A 26981-nucleotide genomic window follows, 5' to 3' on the forward strand; every position below is an offset into this window, starting at 1 on the left:
TTAACGCGTGCCTTTTCTTTTATAAGATAGGTGAAAATGGCAATGGGTGAATTTGATTTAATTAAACAATATTTTCAGCAACAAATATTAGTTGATGATTCCGTTCAATTATCTATTGGCGACGATTGTGCGCTGGTTTCCGTGCCAGAGAATTATCAGCTTGCCATTACGACGGATACAATGGTGGAAAATACGCATTTTTTACCAACCATTTCACCTGAAGATTTAGCTTATAAGGCGGTTGCAACAAATTTAAGTGATCTTGCTGCAATGGGGGCACAGCCCAAATGGGTTTCTCTGGCATTAACTTTGCCAAATGTAGATGAAAATTGGATTTCAACATTTAGTCAAAGTTTATTGCACACGTTAAAACAATACAACGTCACATTAATTGGTGGCGATACCACAAAAGGCAACTTATCTATTACCATTACGGCACAAGGCTTTGTCGAAAAAGGTAAAGGGATTTGTCGTCATAAAGCGCAAGTTGGCGATTTAATTTATGTTTCAGGCACTTTAGGCGATAGTGCGGCTGGTTTAACACAAATTTTATTGGGCAAAAGTGCGGTTGATTCAGATGATGTTTTTTTGCAACAACGACATCTTAGACCCACACCTAGAATTGAACTTGGGCGGGCGTTAATTGGCATCGCTCATGCAGCCATTGATCTTTCCGATGGGTTAATCTCTGATTTAGGGCATATTCTTGAGCGAAGCCAATGTAGTGCTGAAGTTGAACTGACTGCATTACCTCTCTCATCATCGATTTTAAATAAATATGATCGCACTCAAGCGGAACAATTTGCCTTAAGTGGTGGAGAAGATTATGAACTTTGTTTTACCATACCGCCCGAATATAAAGATGAATTAGAATTACGCTTGAAAAAACTGAACGTGCCTTGCACTTATATTGGTAAAATTAATGAAAAGTGCGGCGACTTTTCTCCCCGTTTTTTACGGGATGGAAAGCTTGTGAATATTACATTTTCAAGCGGTTTCGATCATTTTAAGGAATCAAAATGACAGAAAATAATCCTCTTAAAAAAATCTCTCTTTTAAATCCTATTCATTTGCTTGCCGTTGGTTTTGGCTCGGGCTTAATTCATCCTGCTCCCGGTACTTGGGGGAGCTTAGCTGGAACAATTTTAGGCGTGATTTTGCTTTCTTTGTTAGGTGTAAAAACCTTTTTAATTTTTACCGCACTTTGTTTTCTACTCGGTTGCTACCTTTGCCAAAAAACTACTGCAGATATGGGCGTGCACGATCATGGTTCTATCGTCTGGGATGAATTTGTCGGTGTATTTATTGTATTATCGGCGATACCGTCATTATCTTGGCAATGGATTTTGGCTGCTTTTGTGTTATTTCGCTTTTTCGATATTTTAAAACCGTTCCCAATTCGTTATTTGGACGAAAAACTCGAAAGTGGTTTTGGCATTATGGTCGATGATGTATTAGCGGCAATTTATGCCGTGATTGTCGTATTGGCTATTCAGTATTGGATGTCGTGATGCTAAATTTAATCATTGTACATTTATTTGGATTAATGACGCCGGGACCTGATTTCTTCTATGTAAGTCGGATGGCGGCAAGTAACTCTCGTCGTAATACAGTTTGTGGCATTTTAGGCATAACGCTTGGCATCGCTTTTTGGGGAATGCTTTCTATGTTGGGATTGGCGGTGTTATTCGTTACTATTCCTGCATTACATGGCGTGATTATGTTGCTAGGCGGTAGTTACCTAGCATATATCGGTTTTTTAATGGCTCGCAGCAAAAAATACGCTAAATTTGAACCGCACTCTGATATTGAATTTAATCAGCAAACCACAATCAAAAAAGAAATTTTGAAAGGGCTTTTAGTGAATTTATCCAATGCAAAAGTCGTGGTGTATTTTAGTAGCGTGATGTCGCTTGTCTTAGTAAATATCACTGAAATGTGGCAAATTATCTTGGGTTTTATGGTGATTGTGGTAGAAACATTTTGTTATTTTTATGTGATTTCATTGATTTTTTCACGTAATATTGCCAAGCGTTTATACAGTCAATACAGCCGTTATATTGATAATATGGCGGGTATTGTATTTTTATTTTTTGGTTGTGTGCTTGTTTATAGCGGCCTCAACGAAATAATTCATTAATAAAAAAGGAAGTAACATGACATTAAAAATTGCAATCGCTGGTGCTGGCGGAAGAATGGGGCGTCAATTAATTCAAGCGGTTCATTCTGCGGAAGGCGTGGAACTAGGTGCGGCTTTTGAACGCAAAGGATCATCTTTAGTCGGGACAGATGCGGGAGAATTGGCGGGAATTGGTCAACTTGGTGTAACAGTTTCGGACGATCTTGAAAGCCAAAAAGATAAATTCAATTTATTAATCGATTTCACTCGACCAGAAGGAACCCTTGAACATATTGCATTTTGCGTATCGAATAATAAAAAAATGGTGATCGGTACAACTGGTTTTGATGAAAATGGTAAAGTGGCTATTAAAGCAGCTTCAGATAAAATTGCTATTGTGTTTGCATCAAATTTCAGTGTCGGCGTGAATTTAGTCTTCAAACTTTTAGAAAAAGCGGCAAAAGTGATGGGGGATTATTGCGATATTGAAGTGATCGAAGCACATCACCGTCATAAAGTCGATGCGCCATCAGGCACCGCACTTTCTATGGGCGAACATATCGCGAAAACCTTAGGTCGCGATTTAAAAACTCACGGAGTCTTCTGTCGTGAAGGAATCACAGGCGAACGTAAACGCGATGAAATTGGTTTTTCTACTATTCGTGCTTCGGATGTAGTAGGAGAACATACGGTTTGGTTTGCAGATATTGGTGAGCGTGTAGAAATTTCCCATAAAGCATCAAGCCGAATGACTTTCGCTAATGGTGCAGTGCGTGCTGGTAAATGGGTAGAAAATAAGGCGAATGGCTTATTTGATATGACCGATGTATTAGATTTAAATAATTTATAAATCAATTTCAATGTCACTTTCTACGTGACAACAGCATAATAAAATTTCATCAGGTTGAATAAAGGCAAGGGGCGTATCTTTATAGGATACCTTGCCTTTTTTGATCTTCACACGACAAGAACCACAATAGCCACTACGGCATTGATATTCATGGTGAATATTATTTTTCTCGAGATGCTCAAGTAAACTTGTTTCATTATTGAATTCTAATGTGGTTTTACTGTAGATTAGATGAATTTTCATAATAACAATGCAGTGAAATTTGCTGGACATTATATAAGGAAAATCCATATGTTAAAAATACTGTGTTTTATAACCGCACTTTTTATTACTGCTTGTAGTTCTATTAGTAAAGAACCAGTGAAGACGGTGGATGTTTATATCAAACCTTATTATTCTGCTGAAAATGGAAAAGCAGAAAATGTATTTGTACATAAAGAAATTGATCCTATGCTACGTGAAAATACGATAAAAGGTTATAAAAGTGCGGTGAAATTTGTAGAAGAAAATCCGGCCCGTATTTCACCAATGACGATGTTCACGTTAGCCGCTAGGGCTTATGATTTTGGCTTAAGAGATGAAGCCGTTACTTGGTTTTATCGTGGACAAAATCGCTTGATCACCGCACTTTATGTGTTGGATTTACCAAAACAAACGGTGCAGGATAATACAGGGTTCAGCCATGTAGTGGGGCAGTTTGTTAATGCTTATGCGTTTTGCAATTTTGATAAACAAAGTCGTGCTGCCGAAAATGCGGTGAAATGGACAATTGCGCATCCTTATGAAGTTATTTTCTTACCAGCATTACCCGCAAAATTTGCAGATCGTCAAAAAGCGTTAAAAGAAGCAGAAGAAAAATTAGTCCAACGTTTACAGGAACAAGCACGTTTTTTTGCTAATCCAAAAAATAAAGAAAAATGGCAAAAAGAGCGGTCAGAAAATTTTGTGAATGAACGATTTTGTTGGTAACAAGAAAAAATGGAATATCGATAACGTTATTCCATTTTTATTTTTGATAAACCAATGATTTTTCGTATTATTCTTTTACTTTTTAAGTACTTGGTATTATCATTACTCGGTTTTTATTTTATAGAGAAAAGAGAAGCAGGGGAAACTATGCAACATCTGAACGAGCTTGTTGAGAAAGCAAAATTAGCGATTGAATCCATTCAGGATAAAAGTTTAACGGCTTTGGATGAAATCCGGGTCGAATATTTTGGTAAGAAAGGGCATTTTACTCAATTAATGCAAGAATTGCGTAATGTGTCAGCAGAAGAACGTCCTGCGATGGGCGCAAAAATTAACGAAGCAAAACAAGCTGCGTTAGAATCTTTAAATGCAAAAAAAACGGAGTGGGAACAGGCTGAACTTAACGCAAAATTAGAAAAAGAACGTATAGATGTCAGTTTACCAGGTCGCAAAGTTGAAACCGGTGGCTTACACCCAGTTACCATGACGATTAATCGTGTAACAAAATTTTTCTCAGAACTTGGCTTTTCAGTTGAAAATGGCCCTGAAATTGAAAGTGATTATTATAACTTTGATGCGTTAAATATTCCTAAACATCACCCAGCACGTGCGGATCACGATACTTTCTGGTTTAATCCAGAATTATTACTTCGCACTCAAACTTCTGGCGTGCAAATTCGTACTATGGAAAACATGCAGCCACCAATTCGCATTATGGCTCCGGGACGTGTATATCGTAATGACTACGATCAAACGCACACACCAATGTTCCACCAAATTGAATTGCTTTATGTGGATAAAAAAGCAAATTTCACAGAATTGAAAGGCTTATTGCACGATTTCTTACGTGCTTTCTTTGAAGAGGATTTACAAGTGCGTTTCCGTCCATCTTATTTCCCATTCACCGAACCTTCAGCCGAAGTGGATGTGATGGGTAAAAACGGTAAATGGTTAGAAGTGTTGGGCTGCGGTATGGTGCACCCAAATGTGTTGCGTAACGTTGGTATTGATCCAAATGAATATTCTGGTTTTGCAGTGGGTATGGGCGTTGAGCGTTTAACAATGTTACGTTATAACGTAACAGATTTACGTTCGTTCTTTGAAAACGACTTACGTTTCTTAAAACAATTTAAGTAATTTCTCGGATTTGAATTAAAAGGATAACAACAAATGAAATTTAGTGAACAGTGGGTAAGAGAATGGGGGAATCCATCCGTTTCAACCGAGCAATTATGCGAGCAAATTACCATGCTTGGCTTAGAAGTGGATGGGGTAGAAGCCGTTGCGGGTACATTTAATGGTGTCGTTGTGGGTGAAGTGGTAGAATGTGCACAACATCCAGATGCGGATAAATTACGTGTAACTAAAGTGAACGTAGGCGGTGATCGTTTATTGGATATTGTGTGTGGCGCACCAAATTGTCGTCAAGGCTTAAAAGTGGCTTGCGCAACAGAAGGTGCGGTATTACCTGGCGATTTCAAAATTAAGAAAACGAAATTACGCGGTCAACCATCAGAAGGAATGCTTTGTTCATTTTCTGAATTAGGTATTGATGTTGAAGCTGATGGCATTATTGAACTGCCACTTGATGCTCCAATCGGTACAGATTTGCGTGAATATTTAGGTCTAGATGACAATGCTATTGAAATTAGCTTAACGCCAAACCGTGCGGATTGTTTGAGCATTGCGGGTATTGCGCGTGAAATTGGTGTGGTAAATAAACATCCTGTAAATCAACCGCACTTTGAAGTGGTGCCAGCAACAATTTCTGATAAAGTTCAAATTGATTTACAAACGCCAGAAGTGTGCCCGCGTTATTTATTACGTGTGATAAAGAACGTCAATGTAAAAGCACAATCACCAATGTGGATGCAAGAAAAATTGCGTCGTTGTGGTATTCGTTCTATTGATCCTATTGTTGATATTACTAACTACATTTTGCTTGAGCTTGGTCAACCAATGCACGCGTTTGATGCGGCCAAAGTTGCACAACCTGTTCAAGTTCGCTTCGCAAAAGAAGGTGAAGAATTAGTATTATTAGATGGTTCAACGTCAAAACTTCAATCAAATACTTTATTAATTGCCGACCAAAATGGGCCTTTAGCAATGGCAGGGATCTTTGGTGGTGCAGCGAGTGGCGTGAATAGCGAAACGAAAGATGTGATTTTAGAATCCGCATTTTTCGCTCCATTAGCTATTGCAGGCCGTGCAAGACAATATGGTTTACATACTGATGCATCACACCGTTTTGAACGTGGTGTGGATTTTGAATTAGCCCGTAAAGCAATGGAACGAGCAACCGCATTATTGCTTGAAATCTGTGGTGGTGAAGCGGGTGAGATTTGTGAAGCAAGCAGTGAAACTCATCTTCCTAAAGTCAATACCGTTCAACTTCGCCGTAGTAAATTAGATGCACTTTTAGGTCATCATATTGACACAGAAAGCGTAACAGAAATTTTCCACCGTCTTGGTTTCGATGTTACTTATGCTAATGATATTTGGACGGTAACTTCTGCAAGCTGGCGTTTTGATATTGAAATCGAAGAAGATTTAATTGAGGAAGTGGCGCGTATTTATGGTTATAACAGCATTCCAAACAATGCGCCACTAGCGCATCTCCGCATGCGTGAGCACAAAGAGTCTGATTTAGATTTAGCTCGAATTAAGACCGCACTTGTGGATGCTGATTATCAAGAAGCCATTACTTATAGCTTTGTGGATCCAAAAATTCAAAGTTTATTACATCCACATCAAGAAGCACTTGTATTGCCAAATCCTATTTCTGTGGAAATGTCAGCAATGCGCGTGTCTTTGATTAGTGGTTTATTAGGTGCTGTGCTGTATAACCAAAATCGCCAACAATCTCGCGTTCGTTTATTTGAAACTGGATTGCGTTTTGTGCCAGATGCCAATGCTGAATTTGGCGTGCGTCAAGAATTTGTTTTAAGTGCGGTAATTACTGGAACGGCAAAACCTGAACATTGGGCAGGCAAAGCAGAGTCTGTTGATTTCTTTGATCTTAAAGGCGATTTAGAATCAGTACTTTCTTTAACAGAAGGTGGTAATAGAGTTCGTTTTGTTGCAAAACAATTTGATGCATTACACCCTGGCCAATCTGCTTCTATTGAATTAGATGGTCAAGAAATTGGTTTTATTGGTGCAATTCACCCATCTATTAGCCAAAAACTTGGCTTAAATGGCAAAACTTTTGTATTTGAAATTCTTTGGAATACAATTGCGGCACGTAATGTGGTGCAAGCAAAAGAAATTTCTAAATTCCCAGCAAACCGTCGTGATTTAGCTTTAGTTGTAGCAGATAGCGTACCAGCAGGGGAATTAATTGCAGCCTGTAAACAAGCAGGCGGCGAAAAATTGGTGCAAGTGAACTTGTTCGATGTATATCAAGGTGTGGGCGTCGCTGAAGGCTATAAAAGTTTAGCTATTAGCTTAACTGTCCAAGATAATGAAAAAACACTTGAAGATGAAGAAATTAATGCAGTGATTTCAGCAGTATTAGCGGAGGTAAAACAACGCTTTAATGCTGAATTAAGGGATTAATATGGCTACGATAACCAAAATTGATATTATTGAATATTTAAGTGATAAATATCAGTTATCTAAACACGATACGAAAAATGTGGTGGAGAACTTTTTAGAAGAGATTCGTTCATCGCTAGAATCTGGTCATGATGTGAAATTATCAGGATTTGGTAATTTTGAACTACGTGATAAGTCATCTCGCCCAGGTCGTAACCCGAAAACTGGTGATGTTGTGCCAGTTTCTGCTCGCCGAGTGGTGACATTTAAACCAGGGCAAAAGTTACGTGCTCGTGTAGAAAAAACTAAATAGTAAGCAACAAAAAGTGCGGTGAATTTCTACCGCACTTTTCATATGAAAAGGTATGAAAATATATAAATCATTTTTAATCGCTACTGCCTCGCTGTTTTTATTCGCTTGTTCTAGTTTTCAAAACGATGATTATGCGATGAACTATAAAGGTCAAATCGGCGATCCTATTATGGCCATAGCCATGTTGAGCGAACAACAACATGAATGGGCGGGTACACCTTATGTGCTCGGTGGTGTTTCACGTCGTGGCGTAGATTGTTCCGGTTTTGTGCAGAAAACTTTCTTCGAGCGTTTTAATCTTCGTTTGCCAAGAAGTACAACTGAACAAGCCAATTATGGTAAACATATACGCAAAGAAGATATTCAAACGGGTGATTTAATTTTCTTTAAAACTGGTCGTGGCCCTAATGGCTATCATGTGGGAATTTATGTAAAAGAAGACAAATTCCTTCATGCTTCCACCAAAGGGGGAGTTGTCTATTCTTCAATGAATAACCCTTATTGGTCGAAAGCCTTCTGGCAAGTCAGACGGATTTAGAAAGTATAATGCTGGAATTTTCCAGCATTTTTTATAATGATTTTTTTCAAATTTGGGAGATAAAATGTCCTCAAACTTAACCGCACTTCAAATTCAACTTGAAATTTTACGCCTTATTCCGAAAACACGTTTCATTACCGCCGAAGAAATCTTACAAAAACTTGCTGATATTGGCGTTCAACGTGATATTCGTTCAATTCAACGCCAGCTAGAAAACTTATCTCAACAGTTTGAAATTGAACGTGATATGCGTGATAAACCTTATGGCTACCGATGGAAATCAAATGCTAAAGGCTTGGATTTACCGATTTTAAATGAACAGCAATCACTTGTGCTTATGCTTGCTAAACAATATCTCAATGGTATTTTGCCTTCTAGCATTATGAGCTCAATGGAAGCGTTCTTTCAACAGGCCGAATATAATTTGGTTTATGACAGCCATAAAAAATCAGGGGCTGAATGGCTTAATAAAGTTGCTATTGCGCCCACTAGTCAGCCGTTATTACCTGCCAAAATCAATCCAGAAATTTTTTCTCAAATTAGCACCGCACTTTATCAAAATCGATTTTTACAGGTGCATTATCGGAGTATTCACGGTAAAGAACATAAGGCTCAGGTCAAGCCATTGGCTTTGGTACAACAAGGGCCAAGTAGCTATTTAGTCGCACAATATGAGAATGGCGATATTTTACACTTGGCTTTGCATCGCTTGCTTAAGGTAACAGTAAGTACAATGATATTTGAACGCCCTGATTTCAATTTGAAATCTTATGTAGAAAGCCAAAAGTTTGGTTTTACCTATGGTCGAAAAATCCGGTTAACTTTCCGCATTAATAAAGATATTGGTGGCTTTTTAACAGAAACACCATTATCAACCTATCAAACAGTAAAAGATTCTGGGGATGATTATGAAATTTCAGCAACTGTGATCGAAAGTCAAATGCTGGAATGGTGGATAGCTCACTTTGGTGAAAATTATCAAGAAATTGAGCGTGTATATTTAGAAGAAACAGTATAACGACATAAATTGTCGCTTTGTGCTTTATGATAAATCTATCTGAAGAAAGGACATTCAAATGAAACAGATTGTGTACATTGATATGGATAATGTGATGGTAGATTTTCCATCGGGTATTGCAAAACTAGATGATAAAACCAAGCGAGAATATGAAGGTCGATATGATGAAGTTGAGGGTATTTTTAGCTTAATGGAGCCCATGCCGAATGCGATTTCTGCTGTGCATAAATTGATGAAAAAATATCATATTTATGTACTTTCTACTGCTCCTTGGCATAATCCTTCCGCTTGGAGTGATAAAGTAAAATGGATTCAACATTATTTCGGTGAAGAAAAAGGTTCAGCCTTATACAAACGATTGATTTTATCCCATCATAAAAATCTCAACCAAGGCGATTATTTAATTGATGATCGTACTAAAAATGGCGCTGGCAAATTTCAAGGTGAACATGTTCATTTTGGTACAGAACAATTTGCTAACTGGAATTGCGTCTTATCTTACTTAGACTGTGGGCCTTTTACGCCAAGTGATATTTTGCAAGATTGCTTGAAAAAGCCAGCCGCCCTCGTGCAAGTTGAAACTGAGGAGCAAAGCCGAATCATTGGTGCTTTTGCAGATCGTTATAAATGGCAAGTGTTTAATTTAGCCTGTGTTTATGCGGATGAAACAGCAACCGAACACAAAACGGTCTATTTAATTATCAGTCCTTATCACAGTGATGAATTTAAATTGCGTATTGATGCCATGTGCGCTCATATTCAATCTGAATATGAAGTGCTATTACGCTCAAAATCACAGCTAAAACAATATTTCCAACGCCTTTCAGATAAGTCATTCTTACATATTGAAAGCTATAATTATCAACCACTTTATAAAGCAGGGAATATATTTGGCATGATGGCGAGAGATAGACAGGTTGATGAAATTTTAGAACAAAAAGGAGCCTGAAAAATGACAGAGAAAAATAAACCAATTTGCGTAGTATTAACCGGCGCAGGCATTAGTGCCGAAAGTGGTATTCCTACTTTTAGAGCGGAAGATGGCTTGTGGGCAGGGCATAAAGTAGAAGAAGTTTGCACGCCAGAAGCCTTAAAGAAAAACCGTGCAAAAGTATTGGCGTTTTATAATGAACGACGTCGTAATGCTAAAGCTGCAGAGCCTAATGCTGCACACTTAGCTTTGGTTGAATTGGAAGAGTTTTATGAAGTTCATATAATCACTCAAAATGTGGATGATTTACATGAGCGAGCGGGAAGTACTAACGTACTCCATTTACATGGTGAATTGAATAAAGCTCGCAGCAGTTTTAATACCGATTACATTGTTCCATGTTTGGGTGATCAACTGTTAGAGGATAAGGATAATCACGGTCATCCAATGCGTCCACATATAGTCTTTTTTGGGGAAAATGTACCCATGTTTCCTAAAGCAGAAAAGTTAGTAAAAAAGGCAGATATTGTGATTGTTATTGGCACTTCATTACAAGTTTATCCAGCTAATGGATTGGTAAATCTAGCTCCATACGGTTCACTTATCTATTTGATCGATCCTAATCCCAATACAGGATTTGTTCATAAGAAAGTGATTGCAATAAAAGAAAAAGCGGGTGAGGGCGTTCCTAAAGTGGTCGCCGAGTTATTGGAGAAAATTAAAAAATCATAGAAAACTGACCGCACTTTTTAAACAAATAGCAACTTCGGTCGCTATTTATCATTATTTATCTTGCTTATGTTTAAGCATATGCATAATAAGTCTAATAAGCGTTTCTTTTTGTTTCGGATCAGATTCTGCAACTAATAAAGTGAGTGCTGCAAGCCCAGTATCATTGATAACTGGATGCCCATTATGATCAAACAAACGCCCATTTCTATGCAAGAAATCCACAAATAAAAATGCACCACTACGTTTATTACCATCTGTAAAAGGATGATTCTTGACGACAAAATAAAGCAAATGTGCCGCTTTTGCTTCAATGCTTGGATAAGCAGGTTCACCAAATACACTTTGATCTAAATTGCCTAGAATCGCAGATAAGCCGTTATCTCGTTCACGCCCAAAGAGATCGCTTGCTTCACCTTTTGCCATCAGCTGTGATTTTAACTCTGCTAGTGCAGAACAGGCCTCAATATAAGTCGGTAATGTACCGCCTTGCTGTGTTTGTGGTTCGGTAAGTAAACCTTCATCATATTGTTGTAGCCATAAAAACGTATGCGTATAACGGCTGACAATATCCACTAATCCACGACCACTTTCTAGCGTTAATTCCGATGAATTTGCCGTTTTTTGAATAAGCGCAAGTGCTTGTTCTAATTCGTGAGCATTTTGTTGTAAACGTTTTTGGTTAATAGTATAGCCTTGAGTCAGATATTCTTTTAAACGTGCAGTTGCCCAAATTCTAAAATTTGTTGCAGATTTAGACTTCACTCGATAGCCTACAGAAATTATAGCATCCAAATTATAATGTTTAACCTTACGAGTAACTTGTCTTTTCCCTTCTTGTCGAACTACCGAGAAATCCTCGGTAGTTAAATTTTCATCAAGTTCTGCTTCATTAAAAATATTTTTTAAGTGTAGGCTTATGTTATCTGAGCTAGTATCAAAAATATTTGCCATCTGCGCCTGAGAAAGCCAAACGGTGTCATTTTAAAATCTCACTTCCACTTGAGTTGTGCCATCTTGAGCTTGGTAAATTTCAATCGGGTTTGGGTTATTCATATTATTTTCCTTAATAAGTTATATGTATATATAACCAGATAAATATACATATTGCAATACAGATTATCTTATTTGCAAAAAATCTTCTAAAAATAACCGCTTTCAATATTCACAAACGACACAAGTTGTCGCTTCCTTTCATATAATTTTTCCATAAAGGGAGATTTTTTACTTCTTACATATCTATCAAGCCTTTAATCAATAAAAGGAGCAAATAATGGCAATGAAAGTAATTATGGCAAGAGATCCACTTTTTGAGGATGTAAAAAAATTTGTGAAACAACAAAAAGTTGCATCTAGCTCGGTGATTCAACGCAGATTTATGTTGGGTTTTAAGTACGGCGAAAGCAAAAAAAGGCGGATTTATTCGTATTAACCCGCAAGATGCAGGTGTGCCGAAAATGCACTTTTAAAGTCTAGAAATGAAAGCATTAGATGCACTAAAAGCGATTGATTGCCTTCTAAACCCTTCTCAACAAGCGATTGAATAATGGAAAATTTTTGCGAAATTACCTTCTGCCAACAAATTGGCAGCAACAAGCGACACAACCAAGATGCCCTTTTTAATGGCGAGGCGGTGTTTCAATATAAACTCAAAACGGCTGAAAAACGCCTTGAAAACCGACCGCACTTTTCCTTTCATTTTGATTTTCCCTAACAGATCTGTATAATATTTACCCTTTGAATATAAACGATTACAGGAGGAAAGCATGATAAAACCAGATACTTTACCGCAATTTTTGCGTAATAAAGTCGAGAAAAATGATGCCTTTGGTCTTGTGGAAGGGCTGTGTCAATTATTACGTAGTAGCCCTACAGAAAAAATTTCTCCAACCTTACATCTATTTAAGTTTATCTTAAAGAACGACAAAGAATTAGGCTGTTCTGTTTCGAAATTATTATGTGGTTGGTTATGTGGTTTACGTCTTTACTCGTTGTTTATTAGCAGTGGTATTCTTACGCGTGGCGGTTTTGGGCAAGAAATGAAAACGCGTATTTATGAGCGTTTTAACCCCTCTTTTAAAGATATTAATGATTTACGTGATATTTTTTATTTATTGTTTAGCGATAAAAATGATGCGCGCTGGATTGATGCCGTCCCATTAAAAACGTGGCGAGGCGTATTTGGCGTTTTAACCCGTTATACAGAACAAAAAGATCGGGAACGTTTAAAAAATCATATTGAAAGTGAAGGGCTATTTGCCATTGAGATGCTTTCAATTTGGATTGCAGCTGAAGATATGGATCCTGAACTGATGCGAATGGACCCCTCTCTGTTAAATACTGATTCACCTTTTGTGGCATTGCACCATGAAGTGGTGAATTGGTTACAGGCACGTCGCCAATCAACCGTTTTTGATGATAGCCATTTACAGGTAATGTTTAGCCAATGTAAAAAATTGGTTGAGCGTTTGCAAAAACGTGGAGCAGTGGTGGGCTCTTCTTTAAATACGGCTTATTTACTGGAGCGTCTTTCTCAGACCTTAGAACGATTAGAAACCTTGATGGCGATTTTTGTTTCAAATCGCTATTTACCACGCCGAATATTGTTATTAACTGGCTGTTTTGCCCGCGCAGCAGCAGAAAAACATAGCATCACCCGATTATGGAAAAAAAGCTCAAGATTAGTTTCACGTAGCATTACCCAAAATGCGGGTGACCACGGCGAGCACTACATTACGCGAGATAAAAAAGAGTATTGGGCAATGTTTTATTCTGCGGCAGGTGGTGGAGTATTAATTGCACTGATGGCGCTATTTAAAATCTATCTAGGTAGCATTATTGATGACAAAGTCTGGAAAGGGATTGCCGAAGGCTTAAATTACGGCTTAGGTTTTATGGTGATCTTTATGTTGCATTTTACGGTAGCGACGAAACAGCCAGCCATGACTGCAGCCCGTTTTGCTGAGGCTGTTGAGAAAACGCCTCAAGGTAAAAGCGTCAATATGAAATTAGCCCAATTATTAGTGGATGTATTTCGCTCTCAAAGTATTGCGGTGCTAGGCAATGTACTTATTGCGATGGGATTGGCTGCATTGATTGCTTTTGGTTACCAATATAAAACAGGTGAGCCGTTGATGAACTCCGAGCAAATCGCTTATCAGTTGCATAGCATTGATCCTTTTGCGGGAACCTTATGGTTTGCAGCCATTGCGGGTGTATGGTTATTCTGTTCAGGGATTATTTCGGGTTATTTTGATAACCGCAGCAATTATTTGAATATGCGTATGCGTTTAACCCAACATCCGTTATTGAAAAAATTAATGTCTGAGAAATCTCGCGTTAAATTTGCTAATTATATGCATGAGAATTATGGCTCGCTTATCGGTAATCTTTGCTTTGGTATGCTGCTTGGTATTACGGGTGTGGTAGGTTACTTAACGCACCTTCCATTAGATATTCGTCATGTGGCATTTTCATCTGCGAATGTAGGCTATATTGCTGTGAGCGGACAATTCACCTACTCATTGCTTTTACAATGCATTGGTTTTGTATTGTTGATTGGTTTAGTGAATTTAATTGTCAGTTTTTCATTAACGCTTTGGGTCGCACTGCGTTCTTTGAATGCGGAAATTGAGAGCTGGTGGCCAATTTGGCATGAAGTTTGCCAAATTGTGAAAAAACGGCCATTGAGCTTATTTCTTCCAGTTCAATTAGATAAATAATCGTCTTAAGTGCGGTCAAAAATATCAACGTTTTTGACCGCACTTTGATCTGCATCCCAAAATCTGGACACCTATTTTGAGGTGCAGATTATGTCCTACCCTTATCAATTTCGTTTGAAAATTATCAAACTCGTCACCGAACAGGATTATGTATGGTATCCGTGAGGTGGCTAAACTTCATAACATTCCCCATTCTGCCGTCATCTATTGGCTAAAAGCATTTCGGGAAAGAGGGTTTGATGGCGTAAAATCGCCTCATACAAACCTTCAAACCCCGAAAATAGTGAAGCCAAAGATGAAAAAGAAAGACATTGAAATTCCAGAAACCACAGACTTTTCACCTAAAGCGTTTAAAAAGTTACAATGAGAGCTCGCCTTGGCTCGTGCGGAGATTGCTTATCTAAAGTAGTTGGAGGCGCTCGACCGTCAAAAACAACGACAGAAAAAAGAAAAATCATTGAAAGATTGAAGCCGGACCACGCGTTAAATGATTTACTTCGTGTGGCTAAAACGCCCGAAGTTTTCATTGGTAAAAAAGATGTTAGAACAAGGGCTTAGTCGGCTTAAACCGACATAATGCCCTATTATTCATAGCGACCAAGGCGTATTGTATGGCACGGCGGAATGGGTAAAGATGTTGGAAGGTAAAGCAGTTCAAAGTATGAGTCGCCGAGGAAATTGCTACGATAATGCGGTGATTGAAAGTTTTTTTGCGATACTAAAATCAGAGTGTTTTTACTCTCGGACTTATCATTCAATTGCTGAATTACAGGCTGAAATTGAAGAATATTTAGTGTATTACAATCAAAAACGAATTAAACTTGGTTTAAAAGGATTGAGCCCAGTGCAATACCGAGCTCAATATTTAAGTTAACTAACCTGTCCAACTTTTGGGGGGCAGTTTTAACTGCCAGAAAATAAAAACCATTGAATTTATCTTCAATTATTATTTCTGTGATCCACCTCACAATCTTAATATGACAATTATCATAACCCTTTAGAGAGCATTATATTATCTTTATGCTATGTTGATCGATATAGGGAGGACAACATATGCTCATGACGATACTCAGCTTCCTCATTGTAACCGGTGTGGTCGCGTATATTTCTTGGTTAAAAACAAAAGGGGATGATTTAAGTACATCCAAAGGGTATTTCTTAGCTGGTCGTGGTTTAGGTGGGTTAGTGATAGGGTGCTCAATGGTATTAACTTCACTCTCAACAGAACAACTGATCGGTGTAAATGCGGTCTCTTATAAAGGAAACTTTTCAATTATCGCATGGACCGTTCCAACGGTTATTCCGCTTTGTTTCTTGGCACTTTATATGTTGCCGAAATATTTGCGTAACGGTTACACAACAGTGCCAGAGTTTTTTGAAAGCCGTTTTGACCGTCAAACACGCTTGATTATGTCAACATTATTCTTGGTGTTTTATCTTTTCATCGTAATTCCAACCGCACTTTATACTGGTGCAATCGCCTTCAATAAAATCTTCAACTTAGAAACCGCATTTGGCTTAAGCTATGGGGCCGCCATAACTTACACCGTTATTGCGATTGGCGTTGTTGGGGCTATTTATGCGATTTTTGGTGGTTTGAAAGCGGTAGCGGTATCAGATACGATCAATGCAGTGATTTTAGTCATTGGCGCATTGCTTGTACCATTCTTTGCCTTGATGTATTTAGGCGATGGCAGTTTCTCCGAAGGTTTACACACAATCACAACAACGCACATTGAAAAATGGAATGCGATTGGTAGCGAAACAGATGCCACACCTTGGCCAACGATTTTCACGGGGATTATGGTTGTTCACTTTTTCTATTGGACAACTAACCAAGCTATTGTACAACGTTGTTTAGGCGCGAAAGATTTACAATCAGGTCAAAAAGGTATTTTGATTGCGGCACTATTCTTATTAACTTTACCGATCATTTTAAACCTTCCTGGTTTATTAAGTTTCCATATTTTAGGTGAAGGCATAAATCCAATTGATGCCTCTTATCCATTATTAGTAAACAAAGTATTGCCAACTTGGTTACAAGGTTTCTTTATTGCTGCATTATTTGGCGCAATTTTAAGTACCTTTAACTCATTCTTAAATTCAGCAGCAACCATTTACTGTAAAGACTTATTACCTTCTATCAGCAAAAAAGTGCGGTCAGAAGAAGAATTAATTTCTTATGCGAAAAAAGTTTCTACCATTATGGCCATTGTCACTATGATTTTCGCTCCGTTACTCATGTTTGGTACAGATGGTATCTTCTTAATCACTAAACGTTTCGCAGGATTTGTGAATATTCCAATCGTTGCTTTATTTGCCGTAGGTATGTTTAACAAAACGGTATCTGGCAAAGCGGCACGTATTGCTTTACTTGCTCATGTTATCTTGTACTTCTGCATCGTTTGGGTGTTTAATGTCAAAATCAACTTTGTGTATGTTATGGGCGGATTATTCGTATTTGATGTCGTATTAATGCTCATCTTAGGACAATTCTTACGCCGTGAACCTTACATTGAAAACAAAGAAAACTTAGGTAACGTAGATTTAACTAACTGGAAATACTTAAAAGTAACCAGCGTGTCTTTAATCTTAGGTTTACTTGCGCTTTACACTTTCCTTTCACCACTTGGTATGGCATCAGAATCTGGCAATCCGTCAATGGTGCTTGGCGTATGGGCGGTGTTACAAATTATCGTGTTATTTGTTGTACGAGATAAAGAGGCTAAATAATGAACATTATTTATATTCTACTGGATCAAATTCGTAAAGATATGTTGGGGCCTTATGGTCACCAAATTGTGAAAACCCCGAATTTAGATCGTTTGGCAAAAGATGGCGTTCGCTTTAATAATGCCTTCACTCCAGCATCTGTTTGCGGTCCTGCACGCACTTCGCTTTTTACTGGATTAATGCCGTCGTCTCACGGCATTATTAAGAATGGGGAAAAAGGCGGTACAGGTGAAATTAGCCAAGAAAAACCGAATATCGGTAAACTAGCTGGCTATAACACTTATGTTGTAGGGAAATGGCACGTAGGTACTAAATCCGTACCCGAAGATTATGGGATTAAAGGCCATAACTTTGATGGTTATGGTTATCCCGGCAGTGGAGTATATAAAAATTTAGTCTTCAACCAACCGCCAACACATTCCAATCGTTATAAAGAATGGTTAGAAGAAAAGGGGTATGAAATCCCAGAAGTAAGCCGCACCTACTTTGGTGATAATCCGCATTTACAGGTACAAGAACTTTGCGGTTTGCTATCAGGCACTAAAGAGCAAACCATCCCTTATTTCATTATTGATGAAGCGAAAAAATATATTCAAGAATCATTAGATGAAGGCAAGCCGTTCTTTGCATGGATAAACTTCTGGGGGCCTCACACGCCTTGTATCGTGCCAGAACCTTATTATTCCATGTATCGAAAAGAAGATGTGGTACTTGATAAAAGTTTCTTTAAACCGTTAGAGGGCAAACCAGGGCATTTTCGCACAATTTCAAAAATGTGGGGAATGTGGGAGGCGAGCGAAGATCATTGGAAAGAAGTCATCACAAAATTTTGGGGGTATATCACCTTAATTGATGATGCAATAGGTGAATTATTCGATTACTTAGAAAAAAACGGCCTTTATGACCGCACTTTCTTGGTAGCAACCGCAGATCATGGTGATGCAATGGGCGCGCATCGAATGATTGAAAAAGGTGAATTTATGTTTGATGCCACCTATAACATTCCGATGATTATCAAAGACCCAAATTCAGACCGAGTCAATCAAGAAGATGATAACTTTGTCTATCTTCACGACTTAACCTCGACAGTTTTTGATTTAGCTAATCAAAAAGTACCTGAAAGTTTTGAAGGGCAGAGTATTCTCCCGATTATGCGCCAACACCAAGATAACCAAAGAAAAGGTGTGCTTGGTCAGCTCGCAGGGCATTTTGTGTATTTTGAACAACGTATGTGGCGTCGTAAAGATTACAAACTCGTATTTAATGCGACTGATGTTTGTGAACTTTACAACATCCGTAACGATCCAGAAGAAATGCATAATTTATTCTATGATTCACAATATAACAGCATCAAAAAAGAGATGTTGGAAGAAATGCGCGCCGAGATGAAACGTCTGAATGACCCACTGGAAAATTGGGTTTATCGAATTATTGACGAAATTTAACCAAAGTCGTAGATTAAGGGCGTATCAGATACGCCCTTTGTTATCTCTGCACCTTATTTATCTTTTAAAACTACAGGAATAAACATGAAAACAACATTACTAAAAACACTGACACCAGAGCTTCATCTTGTTCAACATAACGACATCCCAGTTCTTCATTTAAAACATGCGGTTGGAACGGCAAAAATTTCCTTACAAGGGGCACAGCTTATCAGTTGGAAACCGCAAAATACGATGCAAGATGTATTATGGTTAAGTGAAGTAGAACCATTCGAAAATGGCAATGCTATTCGTGGTGGTGTACCGATTTGTTATCCTTGGTTTGGTGGTGTAAAACAACCTGCACATGGCACAGCTCGTATTCGCTTATGGCAGTTGAGTCATTACGATATTTCAGCGCATAAAGTGCGGTTAGAATTTGAGTTGTTTTCTGATTTAAATATTATCGAAGCTAAAATTGTAATGGTGTTCACAGACAAATGTCATTTAACTTTCACACATTATGGCGAAGAACCTGCACAAGCAGCATTGCATACCTATTTCAATATTGGGGATATTAATCAAGTGGAAGTACAAGGTTTACCTGAAACTTGTTTTAATAGCTTAAACCAACAACAAGAAAATGTTCCGTCACCGCGTCACATTTCTGAAAATGTTGATTGCATTTATTCTGCAGAAAAAATGCAGAATCAGATCGTAGATAAAAGTTTCAATCGTACGATCGCACTGCATCATCATAATTCAAGCCAATTTGTCCTTTGGAATCCTTGGCATAAAAAGACGAGTGGAATGAGTGAAACTGGCTATCAAACGATGTTGTGCTTAGAAACTGCACGTATTCATCACTTGCTTGAATTTGGCGAAAGTTTAAGCATAGAAATTTCGCTTAAAGGCTAAATTTTGTTGCATAAGTGGTGTGAATACTATAGAATTCGCGGGATTTTGCTCGTTCCTTGCGGGCAACAAATTTGAAATCTTTTATTTTTAGCGAAAAGATTTTTACTATTAACCAATAGAAGGAATACGATTATTAAAACCGTAAAAAAAGCGCCGGCAGTAAATCGCCCAAACCGTATCAATGAAGAGATTCGTGTAAAAGAAGTTCGTTTAATTGACCAAGATGGTGAACAAGCAGGGATTGTTTCTATTCAACAAGCCCTAGAAATGGCAGAGCAAGCAGAGCTTGATCTTGTTGAAATTAGCCCAAATGCAGAGCCGCCGGTTTGTCGCATTATGAACTACGGTAAATTCCTTTACGAAAAAAGTAAAACCGCTAAAGAACAAAAGAAAAAACAAAAAGTTGTGCAAGTTAAGGAAATTAAATTCCGCCCGGGTACAGACGAAGGTGACTATCAAGTTAAGTTACGTAGCTTAATCCGTTTCTTAGAAGACGGTGACAAAGCAAAGATTACCGTGCGTTTCCGCGGTCGTGAAATGGCTCACCAAGACATCGGTTTTGATGTGTTAGAGCGAGTAAAAAATGATTTAGCTGAAATCTCTGTGGTTGAATCTGCACCGGGTAAATTAGAAGGCCGTCAGGCTGTAATGGTGTTAGCACCGAAGAAAAAATAAGAATTTTGCTGAGATTTCTCAGCAAATCTTTTTGTTTAAGTTTGACTTAAATGAAAAGACAACTGCACGTTGGGCACACTACGCAGCCTAACTGCTTTTGAAAAGGCAATTGAATTTGCCTAATGATGGAAATGATCAGTGCTTCCAAGTAACTTTTTAAGTTCGCCTGATTATGTTGTTTTAAACGAAAAATGCGGAGTTATTTTAACAATGCCTAAAATCAAAACAGTACGCGGCGCAGCGAAGCGCTTCAAAAAAACTGCTTCTGGTGGTTTCAAGCGTAAACAATCTCACTTACGTCATATTTTGACTAAAAAAACAACTAAACGTAAACGTCATTTACGTCATAAATCAATGGTTGCGAAAGCAGACCAAGTTTTAGTAGTAGCTTGCTTACCATACGCATAAGCCGTTATTTAAGCAAAACGTACGATTAGTTCATTTTAGAAAAATATTACATAGGAGATTAAATAATGGCTCGTGTAAAACGTGGTGTTATTGCAAGAGCACGCCATAAGAAAGTTCTTAAGGCTGCTAAAGGTTATTATGGTGCACGTTCACGCGTGTATCGCGTTGCTTTCCAAGCGGTGATCAAAGCTGGTCAATACGCATATCGTGACCGTCGTCAACGTAAACGTCAATTCCGTCAATTATGGATTGCACGTATCAACGCTGCAGCGCGTCAAAATGGTTTATCTTACAGCAAATTCATCAACGGCTTGAAAAAAGCATCTGTTGAAATCGACCGTAAGATTCTTGCTGATATCGCTGTATTCGACAAAGTAGCGTTCGCTGCATTAGTTGAAAAAGCAAAATCTGCACTTTAATTTTTTAAAGTTTAGATAAAGAATTAGGACGCTGAAAAGCGTCCTTTTTTGCATTTATGGCTTCAAATTTTGTAAAATAATGCCATTAGTTGTCATCTGTTAAAATCTATGGCCGAAACACTCCCACTAAATCCTATCACGTTGCCTTTAAATCAAATTAGCTTAATTGAAGCGTCTGCTGGTACGGGGAAAACCTACACTATTGGTTCTTTATATCTCCGACTTTTATTAAAGGCAGGGGAAAATAACTTTTCTCGTCCGTTAAATGTGGAAGAAATTCTGGTGGTAACCTTTACGGAAATGGCAACAGAAGAACTCAAGAAAAAAATTCGTGAGCGTATAACAGATGCGATTGATAAACTCACTGCCTTTGCAGAAACCCAAGATAAATCCGCATTTAAAAATGATAAATTTCTTACCGCACTTTGTCATGATTTAGATATTTTTGAGGCAATTCATCGTTTAAAATTAGCTGAGCAAAATATGGATTTGGCAGCGATTTATACCATTCACGGTTTTTGTCGCCGTATGTTGATGCAATATGCTTTTCATTCTGGCATTCACTTCAATTTAGAATTAATTAAAGATCAATCTGATTTGTTAGTTCGTTTTGCTAATGAATTTTGGCGAGAACATTTTTATCCATTGCCTTTTGAAATGGCTGATTTTATTGCGAATGAACTAGGATCACCAGATTACGTATTATCCCTATTAGAATCTAATTTAGGCAAAAATTTAATTGTTGATTTGGAGAACCAACAGGCATTATCTATTTCTATTACAGAATTTTTGCACCAATATCTTGGTGAGTATTTTAAAGATATCAAGGCACTAAAACGCTTTTGGTTAGAAAGTGCGGGTAAAATTTCTGAATTAATTACAGAAGAATTGAATAAAAATTATGCAAAAGATGAGCCTAAATCCTTGAGTCGTCGAAGCTATAATACATCGCGTTTGGCGAAATGGATTGAGCAAGTAAACGCCTGGGCAAATAATCCGCGTGATTATTTACTAAATGAAACCTTGATGTCGTATTTCACTCAATCAGCTTTAGGTGAAAAAGGTGAGGAGGGCGCATCTTCCTTTATCGCACCTGTATTTACTGAATTAGAAGAGCGTGCAAATGCTTTAATGTCCCCAGATTTACTTCGCAGAATCATTCTTTATCATTATCGACAAGGCTTACAACAAAAACTTTTAGATTATAAACTTAATCACCAAGAAAAATCCTTTGATGATTTATTACGCTTGTTTTGCGAAGCCCTGCAAGGAGCGCAAGGGGATGAATTAGCGGAAATGATTCGTTTCCAATATCCTTTTGCGATGATTGATGAATTTCAGGATACGGATTCACAACAATACGCTATTTTTTCAAAAATTTATCGTGATAATCCCGAAAAAAATACCGGTTTTATTATGATTGGCGATCCGAAGCAGGCGATTTATCGTTTCCGTGGCGCAGATATTTTTACTTATCTAAAAGCATCAGATGAAGCCCAATCTCGTTTTGAACTCACTAAAAATTATCGTTCAGAGAAGCATTTGGTTGATGGCGTAAATGCGTTGTTTGATTTTCCTCAATCGCCATTTATTTATCAAAATATTAACTTTACTGCTGTTGATTCTCGTGATGATCATCTGCGATTTTATTTAAACGGTAAAGCCGAACCAGCTTATCGTTTTTATCTAACCGAAAGTGACAAAGTGAATAAAACTGAAATGGCAAAAATATGTGCTATCTCCATTCAACATTGGCTAAAAAGTGCGGCAGAAAATCAGGCAGTTTTTCAAAATGAAGATACTTGTAAAACATTGCCAGCGGCAAATATTGCTGTACTTGTAAAAAATCGTTATGAAGCCACATATGTTATTCAAGAGCTACAAAAACTTGGTATTGCTTCCGTTTATCTTTCAGATCAAAGTAGTGTTTTTGATAGCCATGTAGCTGTGGAGTTACTCAGAATTTTAAAAGCTTGTTTAAATGTTGCTGAGCGTCCAATTTTGAATGCGATTGCGACCGCACTTTTTGGCTTAAATGCAGCGGATATTCATCAAATTCAGCAAAATGAGGCAGACTGGCAACGTTGGGCAGATAGCTTTACTCAATACCAACAAACTTGGCAACGCCAAGGAATCTTGGCCATGCTACACCAAATTTTATTGGAACAAGGCATTTCAGAACGCTTATTAAACCAAGCCACGGGCGAGCGAGATTTAACGGATTTCCTACATTTGGCAGAAATTTTACAACAAGCTGCCACGCTACACGAAAGTGAAGCGGCATTACTCAGTTGGTTTGAAAAACAAATTCAAGGCGAAGGTCGTCAAGAGGCTCAAATTCGTTTAGAAAGCGAACGCCAGTTGGTAAAAATCGTGAGTATCCATAAATCTAAAGGCTTAGAGTACGATTTAGTTTGGCTACCATTTTTAGCTGTATCAAGCAAAATTCCAACGGCTGGTGACATGAATGTTTATTATTCTAAAGAACGAGATGAAACCTTATGGGATATAGAAAATCGCAATTTAAACGCACTTTATGAAGAAACTTTTGCGGAAGAGTTACGTTTACTCTATGTAGCTTTAACACGTGCCAAATATCAAATGGCATTCGCTTTGCCTGCGCAATTTGATAAAAAATGGAATGCCTTACATTATGTACTAAGCCAAGGTGAAATAGGCAAGGAAATAGCGTTATCAGCGCCTAAAGATACCGAAACATTGTTGCAAGCCTTCAAAGAAAAAATGCGAGATAATGTGGAAATCTGCACTACGCAAAATCTAGAGGCTTTTCCGGCTTTATCTATCAATACAAAAAATGATGAGCTTAAAGCCTCAGAATTTACTGGCAATATTGAGCAAGATTGGCGAATAACCAGTTTTACTTCAATTGAACAAGGTCATCGCCGACAAAATTATTTCACTGAAAGTGCAGGGAAAAAACACGCTGTTTTTGATGACGCAAAAGATTATGACAGCCAAAATTCGATTGAAATTTCGACCGCACTTTTAAGCGAAAATGAATCAAACATTTTAGATTTACCACGAGGTAAACAAGTCGGGACTGCATTGCATCGCCATTTTGAAAATTGCTATTTTTCTGATTTAGCAAATACAGAAGAAATTGACAAATTACGACAATCTTTACAGTTAGATGAAACTTTTACAGAGCCGCTACAAAATTGGCTACAACAGATTTCACATACGCCACTTTCTAATGAAATAGGAATAGCATTAGCTGATTTGGCAAATAAAGATTGCATTAAAGAAATGCCATTTTATCTGGCTATTCGGGAACATTTTGATGTTGAAGCGTTTAATCGTACGTTGAAAGCCCATCATCATTTACCAAGCGAGCCACTTCAATTTGAACAAATTCAGGGCATGGTGCGAGGTTCGATTGACTTAGTTTTCCGCCATAATGGGAAATATTATCTTGTTGATTATAAATCTAATTTCTTAGGTTCAACCCTTGCTGATTACAATCAAGAGGCATTGAAAAAAGAAATGTTACACAGTCACTATGATTGGCAATATTTAATTTATACGCTGGCATTGCATCGTTATTTACAAAGCGTTGTGCCTCATTACGATTATGCGCGAGATTTCGGCGGGGTATTTTATCTTTTCTTACGTGGAATGAACGGAGAGCTACAATCTGGCGTATTTTATGATCGTCCAAGCGTTGAATTAATCACAGAATTAGACGGGGTGTTTTAATGTTATCTGTATTACACAAACTTAAAGAGCAGGGCATTCTTTCTCTAGGTGATTATTATTTTGCTAAGTTGATAGCTGATAAACAATGTCATACGAATTATGCAGAACCAGTCAAAAATTTAGCCATATTATTAGCCGCACTTTGTAGTTGGCTCTATACGCAGGGAAATACTTGCAGCCAATTAGATCGCTATTTAGAACATAATTTATTTGGCTTGGCTTATCGTACAACGGAAGAAGATTACTTGGCTGAAATTCGTGAAAAGATAGGTTATTTAGCTGTGAAAGATTGGCAAAATGCGTTGCGCGGGCATATGGCATTTACGCAAGATCCCGTCAGTCAAATTGCGCCCATGGCATTTCAATTTGGTGCGTTGTATTTCTATCGCGCTTGGCAAGATGAATACCGTATCGCACAATATATAAAAAATACTTTAAAAAAACACCGCACTTTAGCCTTTTCTTATGATGAAATTCGTCAAAAATTAGACAAATATTTCCCTGAAAAACAGGAGAAAACAGATTGGCAAAAAGTGGCAGTGGCAACGGCGATTAAAAGTCCATTTTCGATTATTACAGGCGGCCCAGGAACAGGAAAAACCACTACAGTTACGCGTTTATTGCTCGCTCTACAAGAATTATTTGATTGTAAATTACATATCAAATTGGTTGCGCCGACTGGTAAGGCAGCCTCTCGTTTGGAAGAGTCGATTAAAAATGCGTTAGGTTTTATGCAAGAAAAAATGAATTTGTCCGATTCACTTTTCAATGCGATTCCACAAAAAGCCAGCACTTTGCATAGTTTACTGGGTGTGAATGCCTTTAATGATTACACACGATATAATAGCCATAACCTTTTACTGTTAGATGTATTAGTTGTTGATGAAACATCAATGATTGATTTACCGATGATGGCAAAACTTATCAATGCGTTAAAGCCTGAAACCCGATTAATTTTATTAGGCGATCAGGCGCAATTAGCCTCTGTTGAGGCGGGGGCTGTATTGGGGGAATTGGCACAATTTGTTAATCAACCTTATAGTCATGAACAAGCTGCGTATTTACAAGCGACAACAGGCTACGAAGTAAAAGGTGCTGATTGTTCAAATCCAATACGTGATTGTTTATGCCATTTAACAGAAAGTCGCCGTTTTGATAAAGATTCAGGCATTGGAAAATTGGCTGAATTCATTCAAAAAGGCAAAGCAGACGATAGCCTTGGGTTATTTGAACATTATCCACAAGAATTGCACTTTAATGCCTTAAATGATGAAAGTGATGCGGTCAATCAAGTAGTAAAAAGTGCGGTGGAAAATTACCGCACTTTCTTAAAAATGTTAGACGATTTACGTAAACAAAAAATTGATCCTAACGCTAAAAATGAGCAAGGTATTTCCTATGCTGAAGCTATTCAATCACAATTTAATTCTGTGAGATTTTTAACCGCACTTCGTAATAACAAGTTAGGTGTTGAAAATCTCAATAAAGAAATCGCGTTAGCGTTGAGAGAAGAAAAATTGCTTTGGTTCCGTAATGAACAAGATTGGTATATCGGCAAGCCAATTATGATTAATGAAAACGATCATAATGTTCGCCTTTATAACGGCGATATTGGACTTTGCTTGGCAAATGGCAAAGTATGGTTTGGCAATCGAGAAGTGCTGACAAGCCGAATTCCAGCACATGAGCCCGCTTTTATGATGACGATTCATAAATCTCAAGGTTCCGAATTTGAACACACTGTCATGGTGCTTCCAACAGAAGTGAATCCAGTACTGTCGCGAGAATTAGTTTTCACGGGCGTGACTCGTGCGAAAAAAGAACTCACTATATTTGCCGATGAAAAAATATGGAAAACAGCAATTCTCCAAACAGTGAGACGCCAGAGCGGATTGGGTAAATTATTGGAAGAGTTGAAGTAGTCAAAAAGGCGGAATGAATCCGCCTTTAAATTTATAAGC

The 26981-nt window shown here is 37.9% G+C and carries 23 protein-coding genes and 5 pseudogenes; 26 read left to right on the forward strand and 2 right to left on the reverse strand.

The genetic code is table 11. The annotated features are described in order from the left end of the window. Window positions 1–36: 36 nt before the first annotated feature. Genes thiL through dapB form a run of 4 tightly spaced genes read left to right on the forward strand, consistent with a single transcriptional unit; the run spans window position 37 to window position 2969 of the window. Window positions 37–1023: a thiamine-phosphate kinase gene (gene thiL / locus AC6H22_RS03105; RefSeq protein WP_118816844.1), complete on the forward strand. Its 987-nt coding sequence runs from the start codon at window positions 37–39 to the stop codon at window positions 1021–1023. Further along, window positions 1020–1511, forward strand: a complete 492-nt coding sequence (locus AC6H22_RS03110) for a phosphatidylglycerophosphatase A family protein (protein WP_005628663.1) — start codon at window positions 1020–1022, stop codon at window positions 1509–1511. The genes thiL and AC6H22_RS03110 overlap by 4 nt, the downstream gene beginning before the upstream one ends. Then, a complete protein-coding gene (locus tag AC6H22_RS03115; RefSeq protein ID WP_005628665.1) occupies window positions 1511–2140 on the forward strand; it encodes a LysE family transporter in 630 nt (209 codons plus the stop codon). The genes AC6H22_RS03110 and AC6H22_RS03115 overlap by 1 nt, the downstream gene beginning before the upstream one ends. A gap of 16 nt (window positions 2141–2156) precedes the next feature. Beyond that, window positions 2157–2969, forward strand: coding sequence for a 4-hydroxy-tetrahydrodipicolinate reductase (dapB, locus tag AC6H22_RS03120; protein WP_005628667.1), 813 nt, complete (start codon window positions 2157–2159; stop codon window positions 2967–2969). On the opposite strand, the gene yfaE is transcribed toward dapB, so the two are convergent. Then, window positions 2964–3212 (reverse strand): class I ribonucleotide reductase maintenance protein YfaE, encoded by a 249-nt coding sequence (yfaE, locus tag AC6H22_RS03125; RefSeq protein WP_032825724.1) that lies wholly within the window; start codon window positions 3210–3212, stop codon window positions 2964–2966. The two genes, dapB and yfaE, sit on opposite strands and share 6 nt — an antisense overlap. A gap of 48 nt (window positions 3213–3260) precedes the next feature. On the opposite strand from yfaE, the gene AC6H22_RS03130 reads away from it, so the two are divergent. The 8 genes from AC6H22_RS03130 (at window position 3261) to AC6H22_RS03165 (ending at window position 11007) form a co-directional block, all read left to right on the forward strand. After that, entirely contained in the window at window positions 3261–3938 is a 678-nt protein-coding gene (locus AC6H22_RS03130; protein ID WP_005628671.1) for a hypothetical protein, read from the forward strand. Window positions 3939–4085: 147 nt separating this feature from the next. Then, a complete protein-coding gene (gene pheS, locus AC6H22_RS03135) occupies window positions 4086–5075 on the forward strand; it encodes a phenylalanine--tRNA ligase subunit alpha (RefSeq protein ID WP_032825725.1) in 990 nt (329 codons plus the stop codon). A gap of 33 nt (window positions 5076–5108) precedes the next feature. Then, on the forward strand, window positions 5109–7496 hold the full coding sequence (gene pheT, locus AC6H22_RS03140) for a phenylalanine--tRNA ligase subunit beta (RefSeq protein ID WP_118816847.1): 2388 nt from the start codon (window positions 5109–5111) through the stop codon (window positions 7494–7496). Window position 7497: 1 nt separating this feature from the next. Beyond that, window positions 7498–7788, forward strand: coding sequence for an integration host factor subunit alpha (locus AC6H22_RS03145; RefSeq protein ID WP_005628676.1), 291 nt, complete (start codon window positions 7498–7500; stop codon window positions 7786–7788). 52 nt (window positions 7789–7840) lie between these two features. Continuing rightward, window positions 7841–8326, forward strand: coding sequence for a C40 family peptidase (locus AC6H22_RS03150; RefSeq protein WP_005628678.1), 486 nt, complete (start codon window positions 7841–7843; stop codon window positions 8324–8326). A 64-nt stretch (window positions 8327–8390) separates the two neighbouring features. After that, window positions 8391–9344 (forward strand): helix-turn-helix transcriptional regulator, encoded by a 954-nt coding sequence (locus tag AC6H22_RS03155; RefSeq protein WP_005628680.1) that lies wholly within the window; start codon window positions 8391–8393, stop codon window positions 9342–9344. Window positions 9345–9402: 58 nt separating this feature from the next. Then, entirely contained in the window at window positions 9403–10293 is an 891-nt protein-coding gene (locus AC6H22_RS03160) for a 5' nucleotidase, NT5C type (protein WP_005628682.1), read from the forward strand. Window positions 10294–10296: 3 nt separating this feature from the next. After that, entirely contained in the window at window positions 10297–11007 is a 711-nt protein-coding gene (locus tag AC6H22_RS03165; protein WP_005628684.1) for an SIR2 family NAD-dependent protein deacylase, read from the forward strand. Between the two features lie 51 nt (window positions 11008–11058). Here the strand turns inward: AC6H22_RS03165 and AC6H22_RS03170 are convergent. Further along, window positions 11059–12060 (reverse strand): annotated as a pseudogene (locus AC6H22_RS03170) (virulence RhuM family protein/type II toxin-antitoxin system death-on-curing family toxin). Window positions 12061–12277: 217 nt separating this feature from the next. On the opposite strand from AC6H22_RS03170, the pseudogene AC6H22_RS03175 reads away from it, so the two are divergent. The 14 genes and pseudogenes from AC6H22_RS03175 to recD form a co-directional block, all read left to right on the forward strand. Beyond that, window positions 12278–12394 (forward strand): annotated as a pseudogene (locus AC6H22_RS03175) (DNA translocase FtsK); the annotation flags it as partial. Between the two features lie 4 nt (window positions 12395–12398). Next, window positions 12399–12551, forward strand: a pseudogene (locus AC6H22_RS03180) (NAD-dependent deacetylase); the annotation flags it as partial. Next, window positions 12551–12694 (forward strand): annotated as a pseudogene (locus tag AC6H22_RS03185) (PP2C family protein-serine/threonine phosphatase); the annotation flags it as partial. The pseudogenes AC6H22_RS03180 and AC6H22_RS03185, both read left to right, overlap by 1 nt. A 76-nt stretch (window positions 12695–12770) precedes the next feature. Next, the gene (locus AC6H22_RS03190; protein WP_118816848.1) at window positions 12771–14726 is read left to right on the forward strand and encodes a site-specific recombinase; all 1956 of its coding nucleotides are present in this window, start codon (window positions 12771–12773) and stop codon (window positions 14724–14726) included. A 90-nt stretch (window positions 14727–14816) separates the two neighbouring features. After that, window positions 14817–15135: pseudogene (locus AC6H22_RS03195) on the forward strand (transposase). Window positions 15136–15360: 225 nt separating this feature from the next. After that, window positions 15361–15600, forward strand: coding sequence for an IS3 family transposase (locus AC6H22_RS03200; RefSeq protein WP_005628693.1), 240 nt, complete (start codon window positions 15361–15363; stop codon window positions 15598–15600). 179 nt (window positions 15601–15779) lie between these two features. Beyond that, a complete protein-coding gene (locus AC6H22_RS03205) occupies window positions 15780–17459 on the forward strand; it encodes a solute:sodium symporter family transporter (RefSeq protein WP_118790108.1) in 1680 nt (559 codons plus the stop codon). Then, window positions 17459–18904, forward strand: a complete 1446-nt coding sequence (locus tag AC6H22_RS03210; RefSeq protein ID WP_497513335.1) for a sulfatase family protein — start codon at window positions 17459–17461, stop codon at window positions 18902–18904. Before AC6H22_RS03205 ends, AC6H22_RS03210 begins: the two co-directional genes overlap by 1 nt. An 84-nt stretch (window positions 18905–18988) precedes the next feature. Further along, a complete protein-coding gene (locus tag AC6H22_RS03215) occupies window positions 18989–19801 on the forward strand; it encodes a D-hexose-6-phosphate mutarotase (protein ID WP_005628698.1) in 813 nt (270 codons plus the stop codon). Window positions 19802–19978: 177 nt separating this feature from the next. Next, the gene (gene infC, locus AC6H22_RS03220) at window positions 19979–20476 is read left to right on the forward strand and encodes a translation initiation factor IF-3 (RefSeq protein WP_428844780.1); all 498 of its coding nucleotides are present in this window, start codon (window positions 19979–19981) and stop codon (window positions 20474–20476) included. A 210-nt stretch (window positions 20477–20686) separates the two neighbouring features. Then, entirely contained in the window at window positions 20687–20884 is a 198-nt protein-coding gene (gene rpmI, locus AC6H22_RS03225; protein ID WP_005596065.1) for a 50S ribosomal protein L35, read from the forward strand. Window positions 20885–20949: 65 nt separating this feature from the next. Further along, a complete protein-coding gene (rplT, locus tag AC6H22_RS03230; RefSeq protein ID WP_005596075.1) occupies window positions 20950–21303 on the forward strand; it encodes a 50S ribosomal protein L20 in 354 nt (117 codons plus the stop codon). A 108-nt stretch (window positions 21304–21411) separates the two neighbouring features. Continuing rightward, entirely contained in the window at window positions 21412–25020 is a 3609-nt protein-coding gene (gene recB, locus AC6H22_RS03235; RefSeq protein ID WP_118816850.1) for an exodeoxyribonuclease V subunit beta, read from the forward strand. Then, window positions 25020–26942 (forward strand): exodeoxyribonuclease V subunit alpha, encoded by a 1923-nt coding sequence (gene recD / locus AC6H22_RS03240; protein WP_118816851.1) that lies wholly within the window; start codon window positions 25020–25022, stop codon window positions 26940–26942. The genes recB and recD overlap by 1 nt, the downstream gene beginning before the upstream one ends. Window positions 26943–26981 lie beyond the last annotated feature (39 nt).

The sequence above is a fragment of the Haemophilus sp. THUN1690 genome (genome assembly GCF_059704375.1).